The following is a 13,218-nucleotide window of genomic DNA, read 5'->3' as shown; positions in this document are numbered from 1 at the left end:
CGGTTGTCCGGATCGTTTTTTTTATGTTTAAAGTTCCAGAAGTATCGGATCTCCTAGCCCAACATTTTTCAGGGCCGACAATTGTGTTTCAGCATCGCCAACCACTATATAGTACATATGGTCGGGCTGAATGTATTTCTGAGCCAGCTCTTTATGTTTTTCGCTGGTTAAAGCCTTTACAAAATCCTCTTCCTTTTTAACATAGTCGAAAGGCAGATCATAAGCACTAATATCGGTTAACATACCATGCAGCGCATACAAAGTTTCAAAACCACGGGCATTTGATTTTATAAGTGCGTCTTTTGTAAACATTAATCCTTCATCATCGATTCCCTGGATGTATTTTTCCATTTCTTCTTTGAAGATCTGAACTGATTCCTCGGTTGCACTGGAACGAACACTTGAACTTGCAGTAAACGTACCGTATTGTTTTCCACCTGAAAAACCGGTTCTGGCTCCGTAGGTATAACCTTTTTCTTCGCGAAGGATCAGGTTAACAATTCCGTTGAACGAGCCACCCAGTTTATAGTTCATCACATAAGCCGGATAATAATCTTCATTCGATTCAGGTAATCCAACTCCGCCAATATTTATAACCGACTGTTTGGCGCCGGGTACATCAACAAAGTAAATTTTTGATGTTGCAGGTGGTTCGTGCATCGCAATCTCAGGAATTTCAACATCTTTTGCTTCCCAGTTTTCAGCTAAAGACTGAACAGCCGACATTACCCGGTCTTGCTTAATTTTACCAACAACGTGCATATTGGCCACCGATGGCGAAAAGCTCTTTTCGTAAAAATCCTTCAGGTCGTCCATGGTAATCGATTCGATCGATTCTATGGTCCCTCCGCTTGGTACCGCCAGAATACAATCATCGCCGTAAACCAGTTTATTAAACGCAACGCTCGCAAGATAGCCGGGACTGGCCTGGTTTCTTTTTATCGAGTTGATCATTCGTGCTTTTATAAGGTCAAATTGTTCTTCATCCCAACGCGGCTCCAACAGAATTTCCTGTACCAACGCCATGGTACTTTCAAAATTTCGTGACAAACAGTTCACACTAACCATCATGCTTTCTGATCCCGATCCTACCGAGATTCTTGCTCCTAACATATCGATAGCCTCTTCCAGTTCTTCCGGCGTTTTATTGGCTGTACCTTCGGTTAACATACTTGCCAGAAAACTTGCAACTCCCGCCTTATCTTTCGATTCCAGAATGTGGCCACCGTCCATAACAATGGAATACTGAATAAGAGGAACTTCAGTGTACTCAATGCCTAAAACATTCATTCCGTTTGCGGCTTCGGCAGTCCAAACTTCAGGTAATGAAAGGTCAGGATCGGGTCCCTTAGCCGGCTCTACCGAACGATCAAAAGAAGTCGGTGTTTTTTCAATCACTTCTTCGTCTACAATCGTCGACTGGTCAACCTCTGTTGCTTCTGCAATGTTTTCTTCCACTACGCTCGCTTTTACTGAGTTCTCAGCAATCAGGTCAACCTGGCCTTTAGGAACAAAACTGGTAGCTACATACGGTTTGTCTTTGATGTATTTTTCATAAACCTGCATAATATCCTCGATGGTAACCGCCTGAATGTTGGCGATATCCTGCTCAATAAAATCAGGTGATCCGGCGTATTCGTTATAACGGGCCAGCTGGAATGATTTGCCTAAAACAGAACTGATTCCATTGTAGAAACCGGTTTCTATTCCGGCTTTGTGTTTTTCGAGGTCTTTCTCGGTAATGCCTTCTTCTTCGAATAATTTAAAAGCCTCAAAAACCGCGTCTTCCACTTCTGCAAGACTGGTTCCGGCATTCGCACCAATCGAAATTGTAAACTGTCCGCCAAGTTCCTGCGAACGGTTTCTGACGCTTGCACGCGGAGCCAGTTTTTTATCTTTAACAATTACGCGATAGAACGGAGCGGTTTTACCACTGCCAAGCACCTGCCCCAGGAAATCGAGTGCATACGACTCTTTACTGTATTGTTCAGGAACCGGCCAAACCATAGTCAATTGTGGTGTACGCGCGAAATTATCTTCGTGGTACAGTTTCTTGGTTTCGGTTAAAGTTACTTCGATTGGTTCCGGATCAGCAACCGCTTCTCCCGAAGGAATCTCGCCAAAATACTTTTCTACCAACGGCTTTACATCTTCCAACTCAAAATCACCGGCTATTACCAGTGTTGAATTATTCGGCACATAAAATTTATCGTGAAACTCAATAACATCGTCTACTGTTGCATTAAACAGGTCTTCCATCTCGCCAATTACAGTCCAGTTGTAAGGATGGCCTTCGGGGTATAGATTTTTAGCAATTACCCAGCTGTTATGCCCGTAAGGACGGTTGTCGTACGACTGGCGTTTTTCGTTCTGAACCACGTTCTGTTGATTTGCAAAAGCCGATTTGGTAACAGTATTGGTCAGATAGCCCATCCTGTCGGACTCGAGCCACAACACCATTTCCAAAGCATTTTTCGGAACAACTTCGTAATACACAGTTCCATCATTACTGGTTCCGCCATTAAGTGTACCACCGGCACCCTGTATTTTGCGGAAGAATTCGTCCTGCCCAACATTTTCCGACTGTTGAAACATCATGTGTTCGAACAGGTGTGCAAAACCTGTGCGTCCGGGAACTTCGCGATTAGAGCCAACATGGTATTGAATGGCAACCGCTACAATTGGATCAGATTTGTCCTGATGCAAAATTACATCCAGACCATTACCCAATTCATATTGTACATAAGGAACAGAAAGCTTTTCAGCGTTCTTATCGGCTTTTGAACATGAGCTCAATACCAATATTGCTAAACAAACAAAAAGAAGATTAGTTAATTTCATGACAAAAAGGTATAGATTATTGTTTTTCACGAAATTAACACAAAACAAATATAAACAAAACAATATTATGTCAACTTATTCGAATTACCCTGATAATATACTTTTTACTTTTGAATTACTTTAGAAGTGAACATTGTCTGTATGGTAAACATGGAACAACAGGGAAATTAGCAGATCATAAACGAAGAAACCGTCCTCTATTCGAAGACGGCTTCTTTAGTTTTATTCTTTCACGATTTTAAACGTACGATTTTGATTTGATGACTTCAACTGCAGCACATAAACTCCGGAAGGTAATTCTTCGCCAAATGTTTGCGTACGGTTACGAACCAACTCTCTTGATATCATCTGTCCGTTGACATTCAAGATTACTAGTTCTACTTCTGATTTTAATTCTAAAGGCAAAGTCAAATTGAATGCTCCATTTGTTGGATTCGGCCAAACTTGTGCCCGCGAAATATCGGTTTGTTCTTCCGCTATATGAGCCGATTTATTCATGGATTCCCCCATATCATGCTCAACTCTGACAATGACTTCCTGGACAGTATAATTTTTGTTTGCATCATAAGTCCCCAAAATGATATGATATTCACGTCCCGTTCCGTTACCTGATCTTTCTGCCCGAACCAGAACGTGGTGATCATCCAGAATTTCCCAGTCAGGAGAAGTATTTCCCTGCCCTTTCAAATTATTCTCATTGCACCAAATATTCATCCACTTGAATACTTCTGCTCCACATACATCATTAATTTCATAATTCAATGTTACCGGAATCATTTCGTGGTTTGGTGGCCACGGCATTTCATAATCCGCTGTGAAATCAATGATTTCAGGAGGTACGGTATCTGCAACTACCACATTGAAATGGCATTCCATGTATTTCCCCTCATCATTGTAGGCAATAAATGCCTGATGAGTCTGTCCGGGAGGGAATAGTGATCCACTTGGCAATCCTTCAACTTGATCAATCGTAAAATTCGATCCGCAAATTTCATTTACGTTTAAATCAGGAAATTCAACAATAGCTCCACATTGATCGGCGACAGCAAAAACAAAGGTATCCTGGGGACAAATCATGCAAGGCGTACCATCGAAATGGTATTCTTTCGTTTGTAAATTAAAATTCACAGCATAAACGCCGGCAGGAACAAAAAAATTCATTTGGCTTCGAACCGCCAGCCCTTCCGGGAATCCTCCCGAAGGATTGCCCCAAAAGGTTCCAAAATTGAAAGCCCAATCATGATTCGCCCTGATTTTGGTTTCTCCCTGATTAAAGTAGTGTTCTGGCAAATTGTAGTGAATTCCATCATTTGTTTCCATTGGGATGTCGTTTTCCCAACCTTCAAGCGCACTACCAACCATTCCCAAAAAAGGATAATCGAACTGATAATCCAGTGTATTAGCATTGAAATGAACAGAATAAAAAGCTTCCACCACAGGAATACCTGCACCTCCGGGAACTGCTCGCCCAGAAGGGAAATCAGGTCCTCCCCAGTAATTATCCCAATCATCAAGTTGTCTGAATTTCACTTCACCATTGCCAAAGTAGCGTATCGGGATAAAATAATTCTCTCCATCCGGACTTATCATTGGATGATTATCGTCCCAGTTAAAAAATGGGGGTACTGCTGTGCCGGTAATACCAATATCGCGAGCACAATTACTTATGCATGTGAAATGATACTCACCGGATGAACGAACGAACATAATATCATAGTTTCCTGATTTTGGTATTGGAATATTCTGTCCATCCTGAACTCCAAATCCATCGGGAAATGCCGGTGGCGATCCCCATTCCGGTCCCCAGTTTAAGACCCAGTCACCATCTTGTCGAAATTTTAGTTCGCCCATTTTGAGCGGAAATTCAGTAAGTGTATACACCTCTCCATCCGTAGTTTCCATAAATGCATCGGTCCCCATCCAGCCATTTACGGCATCACCTATTATTCCTATGAGCGGAAATTCTTCAGGTTTATCACCAGGGATGTTAAGAGCATTGTTACTCATGTTTTTTGTGATGGCGGTGATGGGTTCAATAGGACTGACATTTATCGCCTGTAACGAAAAGCTGACAAAAATTAAGAGTCCTAAAGTCAGTTGAATTTTGGTAAAAGTTTTCATAGGCATGAATTTTAAAAGTTAGTTGATAAAACCGGTAGTATCACAAGATGATATGAAGTAGCTGGATAGCTAAAAGATTTTATCTTACGCCTATCATATGTTAGAATCAATACTGATTACCAATAATATAAGTTACGAAAATTAAGCTTTTTATGCAAAAGGCCGAAGCCTTCAGAAAACCAGTAAATCGATTCAAAGATGACTCTTGTAATTGCATAAAAATAAAGGAGGCCTTTGTCGACCTCCTTTTGTGATTGATTTTTTGATTAACATTTATGCATTCAAATTCGGGCTACATATTTTTTAAGTGTACAACATACCATCCGTCAGTTGTCATTTCGTGAGCAAAAGAAGATTTCATGTGTTTCGCGATTACGGCTATTATTCCTTCGGAACAATCAAGGAAATCCTGGTACGGAACATCGAACATTGGTCCATTCTTAAAAGCCAGATCCACATTTTTTAATTTGAAGGTGATGCCGCTGTCATCCTGCTCAACGATTTGCATTTCGTTCTCCGGGTGTAATCCGGCCAGGATAAACATCATTCGGTTGACCAGCATGGCGAAACCATCTTCGGGATTCCAGAATGCGGCGAATTTTTGACCAATAAACTTTCCATAATCTTTTGCACTCAATCCCTGCGATTTTGCAAAACTTATCCCGGTAGCTGCATAGGCAACCATATGGCTGTAAAGAACTTCGGTCTTTTGTTCCTGCGTTAACTGGGGCACCTCAAATTGCTCCTGTGAATATAATGCACCAAATAAGAAAAATAGAAATACAGAAATAGTTAATGATTTCATAGTTAATGATTTTTAGTAAAGTATACATCTAAATACGTACACTAAAAAAGTTTGCTTATTCAGATTTATAGTGACCGTAGCCCGGCCCCCAAGGACTAACATATTCAGCATAAAAGACAGGAGGAACGTTGCCGGTATTTACTACCTGCACAACGATTAATTCCGGCCAGTATGCCGACTCGAAACCAATCTCTTCCCCATCAGCGTTATACCAGGTACCTAAATCATCATACATATCTATAACACCATCTCCATTGGTGTCTTGTTTATCAAGGAGATCACCGGTTTTGGCCGCCACCAGCTTTCGGAAGTGCGACCAACGCTCATTACCATCTTTCCCTGAATATTTAAAGCTTATCCAGGCATCGGAATTCAGCCATGTTGCCGGATATACACCATCTTTACTGATCAGGCCCTCGTTCCAGTGCGCATTCAACTTCACATCCAAAAGTTCCATCGGCATTAGAAAATGAAAATAACCATATACCGCCTGCAACATTTGCCAAAATTCGATGCCTTCGCCATTGTAGACATGTTGCTGATAATGAGCCCATCCTTCAAAATAATGGTCGCCTAATATCATATTAATCAAATAGCCGTTAAATTGCTGTGCCTGCCAATTAAACCCCCATTCATCGAATCCTTTCAGCTTATCCTTATGTGCACTTTTTTCCTGAAGGTCGTTTGCCGGTTCTTCAATCCAACTATTTTCGCAAGCTGTAAACACCAGAGTCACAGCAACAATCGATAGAATATAAATTATTTTTTTCATGATAAATTAGTTTTAGTTGCATACTGTTTTTCCTACTGTAATATCTCCGGTGCGCATGTCCATTGTTATATTTCCATGATAATGCGTTCCCATATTTCCAATAAGGTTAAATTTCCATGACACCACATACATATCTGGCGTATAGAGAACCTTATCAATTTCTCTAACTTGAAATACCTCGCCGGTCACACTGCTAGTTACTTCACCTTTCAGCTGGTCCATCTCCTTATAATAAACATACGGTTTAATGCGTGTTACATAATGAATCCGGAGGGTACCTCCTTCCAAAAAATCAACCATTTCACCATCGCAAAATACTGGCGACCAATAGGTTCCACTAAACCAACCCTGGCTTGCTTTTCGATTGTTGTCCTGAGCAAAAGAATTTGTCCACATCAATCCTGCGAAAAGACATAGTACTACAATAAGTTTCGTTTTCATAATAATGAGATTTAAAGTTTATACTACAAAGTTCGGAGAAGGGATCGTTTACAACTTATCAGCCACGGCGCATAAACTTTAAAATTTGAAGCACAACTTTAAATTTTGAAGCATTCAGGTAAAAACAAAGGAATTGATTTATCAGATGGGTAGTTTAACACCCACTTCTTCTGCTATTTTTTGAAATTCTTCTTGTTGGTGCAGTGCATAAAAATCGGGGTAAGTTATCATTACGGGCAGGTCCTCGTTTTTATACTGCCGGGCAATCTCCAAAAATTGAAGTGCGCCTTGCTTATCATCCACCAGCATCTGAACTGATGAAATAATAACCGGATTACTGCAAAAACGCGGTTCGTTCTGTTTGGCATGATCCAGGAAAAAATTTAAACAATATTGGTAAGGATGTTCATCGTAACAGTCATAAAGTGCTTTATGTCCCCTGATTGTTTGCAGGTATTGCCAGGCTTCAACAGCTTTCTCAATATCTCCCATTTTGAAATAAACAAAACCTATATTATTGTACGCAAAACCATAATTTGGATTCAGATCAATCACTTCCTGATATTTTTCGATAGATCGATTAAAATCACCGGCAATGTAATAACGTTCAGCCACCAAACAACCTATCTGTGGATTAAGCGGATCGAGGACTTCGGCTTTCAATGCTTCAGCTACGGCTTTATTGTACTCGCCTTTTACTACAAAATAATTTGAAAGCGTTAGGTGTGCGTTTGCATTGCTTGGTTCAAGCTGCAATGCCTCATTTGCCATTTGCTTCATGGTTTCCCAATCCCAGTCCAATTTGCCAGCCAGGTTACCTTTGGTAACATAAGCTTCTGCAAGAAACTGGTCAAGTTCCAATGCTTTATCTATGGCTATACGGGCATTTTCACGATACTGCATTTTCTCCTCGTTGTCGCCAATAAGTGTATTTATCGCAATATACGTTTCAGCCAGAGTTACATAAGCCTGAGCAAATTCCGGATCAATTTTTAGCGCTTCTTTCAAATAATCTACAGCTGTTAACAACGCTTCCTTTTTGATATTTTGAGTGTTCCACAAATGACGTCCCCGCAGGTAAAGGTCATAAGCCTTCGGATCAACCTTATATGTCTTTTGCCTTGTCGCATCAGGTTCTACCACATCCGAAATTTCACTGGCGATTTCGTTAGAAACATTACGAATCAACCCCAAAATATCAGAATGATTTCTGTCGTAACTATTCTGCCAGATGTGTCTTTCTTCGGGGTAGGGTTTTATAAGTTGCACCACCACTCGAAGCGTGTTGTTCCCCGATAATACTGAACCCTCGAGTAAAAGATCGACGCCAAGTTCTTCTGCAATTTCAGAGTAGAGTTTCTTTTCGTTCTTGTATTTCATAGCCGAACCACGCGAGATCACACGGATCGACTCGTTGCGTGCCAATTCCAGAGTTATGGCCTCAGTTATTCCATCGGTCAGGTAGTCTTTATCGTGCGACTCTGAAAAATCGAGCAAAGGCAGTACGGCAATTGAAGTAAGATTGGCAGGTGTTTCTTTCTTATGCCCAATTGTAGAATAGATTGCGGTGATTATGATTATTAAGAAAAAAAATATGATGAACAAAGGTTTCTTCTTACTAGTACTTTTTGTCTGAATTGAAGTACCATGACTATTTTCCGAGTCCTTTTTGTACTCGCCCGGAGTTACACCATATCGATCGAGGAAACACTTATTGAAATAAGAAGGGCTGCTAAAACCAACACGATAGGCTATTTCGGAAGCGGTTAAATCCTCGTCACCCAGCAACTTTGTGGACTCTTCCAACCTGATATCCCGAATCAAACGGTTAATCGATTTGCCGGTTGCTGCCTTAATCTTGCGCAAAGCCTGCGATCGACTCAATCCCAATTCGGCCGCCAATTCAGAAACTCCAAAGTTTTCCTCCTGTATTCTGTGTTGGATGATTAGCCTGACTTTATTTTCAAAATTTTCAGACATAAGTTCAGAATGTGGTTAGCAATCAGGTTTTCAGCTACTTAAATATAGCAATTTTAGCTGACAAACGATCAATAGTGAAAGAATGGGAAAAAGGACTTTGGATTGCCGGTTTTAGTTTGTCGGGTTCCACGACGAAACCGGTGGCTTTTATCCAGTCACCAGACCGAACTTTAAAACCCCTTGAAGTTGGCTCATAAAACGAGCTTTCAAACAGTATCTTCTAACCGTTTGTATTGCTTTACATTCACAATGTCTCTTATTTGCAAATCTCGTATCTAATTGGAGCTTAATAGAATTTTCAGAAATATTTTCAGCATGAAGCGTCACAACTTTTTTTGCCACTTGCATAAATATTAGATTGATAGCTTTGCTTAAGAACTGCATTTTGTGTAAAACTGAAGGTATCAGTCACAGGGTGATAACGTCCGGAAACAGGAAACACAGTGGAATTTGCGTGGTGTAGTTGTTGTAATTCAGTCGTGATAATTAATGCATAATCACCAGCTATTCAAAATAGGCAACAAGAAACTCAGCTCAACAACACGCCATTTTATCTTGCCGTAATCTGAAAAATTACTACGCTTTTATTACCTTGAGCAACGCGAACTTCAACTAAATTTCATGCAACGAAAACTTCATAACCTTACAAAGTGCCCGTTACTTATATCGAAGTACCTGTTTTTTGTTTTTCTAATTTCATTTCTGGTTGTTTCATGTTCTGATGAAAATGCTAAAATCGATCGCTTTGCACTAGTCAACAGGCATAATGTTCGGGTAAATGCTTTTGATTCCCTTTCATCGTTGACAGTTGGAAACGGTGCTTTTGCATTTACCGTTGATGCGACGGGCTTACAAACATTTCAGGAGATTTACGAAAACGGGATTTGTCTTGGCACCATGTCAGAATGGGGTTGGCACAGTTTTCCCAATACTGAGGGTTATTTGCGCGAAGAAGCTTTCAATTATTACAAAGTAGAAGGCAGAGAAATACCGTATGCTGTTCAGCCAAAGGAAGAAGGGAGAAAAAAAGCTGCGTCCGATTATTTCCGGGTTAATCCTCATCGGCTGCAACTGGCCGGAATAGGGTTTGAATTCCGTGACGGAGTGAAACCGGAACAAATCTCTGCAATTTCGCAGGAACTCAACCTTTGGGAAGGAACCATCAGAAGTGAATTTCAAGTGAAGAATGATATTTACCGGGTAGAAACCTGTTGTCATCCATCACGCGACTTAATCGGAGTTAGCTTTAAAACAGAAAATAAAGGTGAACAAGTGGATGGAATAAAGATCCGTTTCCCCTATCCCACCGGTGGTCATGTTGATGGAGCAGCCGACTGGCAAAATATTAATGACCATTTTTCGGCAATTGTGGAGCAAAAAGCTCAATCAGCCGTTTTTCGTCACACCATTGATTCTACTACATACTTCGTTAAAATAAACTGGACGGGGAATGCGGAATTAGTGCAAAAGCAGCCTCATTATTTTGTCATAAAACCGGAGAACCTGCGTGATTTTTCCTTTTCCTTTGAATTCAATTCGGATAACAATTTCGCTATATCCGAAGATTTTGCAAATATACTGGTTGAATCCCAAGCGTCGTGGAAAAATTACTGGGAAAGTGGCGGTATTGTTGACTTTTCGGAAACAACTGATCCACGGGCAGCTGAACTGGAACGCCGGGTAATTCTTTCGCAATATTTAATTCGGGCACAGGAAGCAGGCCACTACCCTCCGCAGGAAACCGGATTGACGTTTAACAGCTGGTACGGCAAATTTCATCTGGAAATGCACTGGTGGCATGCGGCGCACTGGACATACTGGAATCGCCCGGAGTTCCTTAAAAGAAGTCTGGATTATTATTTTGAGATCCTGAACAAAGCGAAACATAAGGCAGCGTTGCAGGGCTACGAAGGCGCCCGCTGGCCAAAAATGACCGACAACGCCGGTAACGACAGCCCGTCGAGTGTTGGTGAATTTTTGATCTGGCAGCAGCCACACATTATCTATTTTGCCGAGCAGTTGTATCAAAGTCATCCCGAAGAAGCAACGCTTGAAAAATACCTGCCTTTGATTCAGGCCACTGCCGATTTTATGGCCGACTTTGCCCGATGGGATGAAGAGAATAAACGTTTCATTCTCGGACCGCCGCTTATTCCTGCTCAGGAAAGTCTGGAAAAAGAAAAAACTTTCAATCCACCTTTTGAACTTGCCTACTGGCATTGGGGACTGACAACTGCACAAAGCTGGTTAAATCGGCTAAACCTGCCGTCAAATCAGGAGTGGCAGAATGTGATCGATAATTTATCATTGCTTCCGCAAAAAGATGGGTTGTACCTGGCAGCAGAAAGTGCGCCTGATTCATATGAAAACGAAGATTATTATTCTGATCATCCAATGGTTCTTGGGACATTTGGAATTTTACCACAAACGCTTCCGCTTGACACCGGGATTATGTCGGAAACCTTTGATTACATTGAGCGCCACTGGAACTGGGACCGCACCTGGGGATGGGATTACCCAATGGCAGCCATGTGTGCCACGCGGCTCGGAAAACCTGAACAGGCCATCGATCTGCTTTTAAAAGATGTGCTAAAAAATACCTACTTACCGAATGGACACAACTACCAGGGAGAACGCCTGAGAATTTATCTGCCCGGCAACGGAGGACTTTTAACCGCAGTGGCTATGATGTGTGCCGGCTTTGAAGGCAACACCACAAAAAATCCCGGTTTCCCTGAAGATTGGAAGGTAAAATGGGAAAACATTGACCCGGTTTTCTAACTGAATTTTTTACTTTCAGGCAACTGACCCAACACCAATTGATTCATAAGTTCCACTGATTTACGAACGCCATTCGTACTTCTCACCTGTGTCTGAATTTGCCTGGCCCTGTTTCGGTATTTTTCTTTCGATATTTCGTTAACAGCCTTTAGTATCCGTTTGCTGTTTACAGAATAAATAGGAATTCGAATGGCCATTCCTTCGCGTGCTATCCCATCAATATTCGCTTGTTGCTCGGCCTGAAAACCAATGCCAACCACCGGAGTGCCTGCCCAAACTGCATTCTGGATGGTCCCCTGACCACCATGCAGAACAGCAATATCAGCCAAAGCGTTCACCTTCGTAGCCGGTAGAAATCGGGTAGCATAAAAATTTTCGGAAAAAGGTTTAAGTTCTTCCGGATCGAGTATTGTTGTGGTGGCACAAACTATATTTAAATTACTGTTTTGCCGGAGAGCTGCTATTATCTCACGCAATGTTTCCGGATACCCCGAACTACCTAACGAACAATATACTTTTAATCCCGGGCGCGAAAAAACCTTTCGGATCTGGTCATCCAGCGGAAATTCAATTCCTGAAAAAATAGGGCCTGTGTAATAATAGCCACTATTCAGGTCCTTTTCAGCCAGTCCGCTTAAAACCGGAAGATCGGGCAAGAGCGTAATGTCACCACGCACCAGATCGGTAATATTATAGATCGGTTTCAAACCAAAATGTTTACGGGCTTCATTAAAGGTTGTCAGCGAAGCGCCTGCCGAATTGCCAAGCAAAACTTTCTTCATAATCTTTCGCTTGATCATTCCGGGAAGAACGTGCCGCATGAAGAAATTCCGCTCCATGGTATTGGGCATGTTATACATTTCGTTATGAATGAAGGCCGGACAATTAACCGTTGGCACCTGAGTTACCATGGGCAGTTTGGCATAAGGAACCGAAATCATGCAACTGAGATTTAAACCTGCATACACCCCATTGGGCTGATATTCATCAAACGCTTTTAAGTCGGCTTCAGCCATCTTTATCCATTGTTCCCGGGTAACCGGAAGAGGCGTTCCGACCGCAGCCTTATAACGGTTGATGTCCATTATTACCTTGTGTTGCTCCCAGGTCAGTTCAGGTTGCAGGTCCTCCGCTTCGATACCCGCTTCGGCAATATGTTTATTGTGTATTCCTCCGTGATTAAAAAACTTTACCTGAGCTCCGCTTTGCTTCATACCAATAGCTGTTTCGAGTGCCCGTGTAAAATCTCCCAGATTGTGCCCGTATGAAAAAAAGGCCCATTTAAGATCGCGTACCTGCATAAATTTGGTCGTTTCGTTTAGTGGATACTGTAGAAAATAACCATCGACATCAAATTAAGTTTTCATTTCCTAGTCTAAAATGTTAAGTTGATTACTATCGATCTGGATATATGGCGCATACAATATTCTTATCAATGAAATTAATTGTGTTCTAAATTCTTGTTGCGAATTTTCAA

The 13,218-nt window shown here is 41.5% G+C and carries 8 protein-coding genes; 1 reads left to right on the top strand and 7 read right to left on the bottom strand.

The genetic code is table 11. The annotated features are described in order from the left end of the window. Positions 1-27: 27 nt before the first annotated feature. The 6 genes from HFD85_RS04095 to HFD85_RS04070 form a co-directional block, all read right to left on the bottom strand. Complete coding sequence (locus HFD85_RS04095) at positions 28-2,841, bottom strand: M16 family metallopeptidase (protein ID WP_167605326.1); 2,814 nt, start codon at positions 2,839-2,841, stop codon at positions 28-30. 222 nt (positions 2,842-3,063) lie between these two features. Beyond that, entirely contained in the window at positions 3,064-4,962 is a 1,899-nt protein-coding gene (locus HFD85_RS04090) for a T9SS type A sorting domain-containing protein (protein WP_167605325.1), read from the bottom strand. 292 nt (positions 4,963-5,254) lie between these two features. Beyond that, positions 5,255-5,767, bottom strand: coding sequence for a hypothetical protein (locus HFD85_RS04085; RefSeq protein ID WP_167605324.1), 513 nt, complete (start codon positions 5,765-5,767; stop codon positions 5,255-5,257). Positions 5,768-5,822: 55 nt separating this feature from the next. Further along, entirely contained in the window at positions 5,823-6,539 is a 717-nt protein-coding gene (locus tag HFD85_RS04080; RefSeq protein ID WP_167605323.1) for a hypothetical protein, read from the bottom strand. A gap of 12 nt (positions 6,540-6,551) precedes the next feature. Next, positions 6,552-6,980: a hypothetical protein gene (locus tag HFD85_RS04075; RefSeq protein ID WP_167605322.1), complete on the bottom strand. Its 429-nt coding sequence runs from the start codon at positions 6,978-6,980 to the stop codon at positions 6,552-6,554. A gap of 141 nt (positions 6,981-7,121) precedes the next feature. After that, on the bottom strand, positions 7,122-8,960 hold the full coding sequence (locus HFD85_RS04070) for a helix-turn-helix domain-containing protein (RefSeq protein ID WP_167605321.1): 1,839 nt from the start codon (positions 8,958-8,960) through the stop codon (positions 7,122-7,124). A gap of 621 nt (positions 8,961-9,581) precedes the next feature. Between HFD85_RS04070 and HFD85_RS04065 the strand changes: the two genes are divergently transcribed. Beyond that, positions 9,582-11,741, top strand: coding sequence for a glycoside hydrolase family 65 protein (locus HFD85_RS04065; RefSeq protein WP_206081852.1), 2,160 nt, complete (start codon positions 9,582-9,584; stop codon positions 11,739-11,741). Here the strand turns inward: HFD85_RS04065 and HFD85_RS04060 are convergent. Further along, on the bottom strand, positions 11,738-13,042 hold the full coding sequence (locus HFD85_RS04060) for a glycosyltransferase (protein WP_167605320.1): 1,305 nt from the start codon (positions 13,040-13,042) through the stop codon (positions 11,738-11,740). The two genes, HFD85_RS04065 and HFD85_RS04060, sit on opposite strands and share 4 nt — an antisense overlap. Positions 13,043-13,218: the final 176 nt, after the last annotated feature.

The sequence above is a fragment of the Maribellus sediminis genome (genome assembly GCF_011799805.1).
GTDB lineage: Bacteria > Bacteroidota > Bacteroidia > Bacteroidales > Prolixibacteraceae > Draconibacterium > Draconibacterium sediminis_A.
This window is presented reverse-complemented; position numbering and strand designations above follow the sequence as displayed.

Coding starts and splice junctions, on each gene's coding strand:
- HFD85_RS04095 (WP_167605326.1), bottom strand. CDS start 2,841: ATGAAATTAACTAATCTTCTTTTTGTTTGTTTAGCAATATTGGTATTG.
- HFD85_RS04090 (WP_167605325.1), bottom strand. CDS start 4,962: ATGAAAACTTTTACCAAAATTCAACTGACTTTAGGACTCTTAATTTTT.
- HFD85_RS04085 (WP_167605324.1), bottom strand. CDS start 5,767: ATGAAATCATTAACTATTTCTGTATTTCTATTTTTCTTATTTGGTGCA.
- HFD85_RS04080 (WP_167605323.1), bottom strand. CDS start 6,539: ATGAAAAAAATAATTTATATTCTATCGATTGTTGCTGTGACTCTGGTG.
- HFD85_RS04075 (WP_167605322.1), bottom strand. CDS start 6,980: ATGAAAACGAAACTTATTGTAGTACTATGTCTTTTCGCAGGATTGATG.
- HFD85_RS04070 (WP_167605321.1), bottom strand. CDS start 8,960: ATGTCTGAAAATTTTGAAAATAAAGTCAGGCTAATCATCCAACACAGA.
- HFD85_RS04065 (WP_206081852.1), top strand. CDS start 9,582: ATGCAACGAAAACTTCATAACCTTACAAAGTGCCCGTTACTTATATCG.
- HFD85_RS04060 (WP_167605320.1), bottom strand. CDS start 13,042: ATGCAGGTACGCGATCTTAAATGGGCCTTTTTTTCATACGGGCACAAT.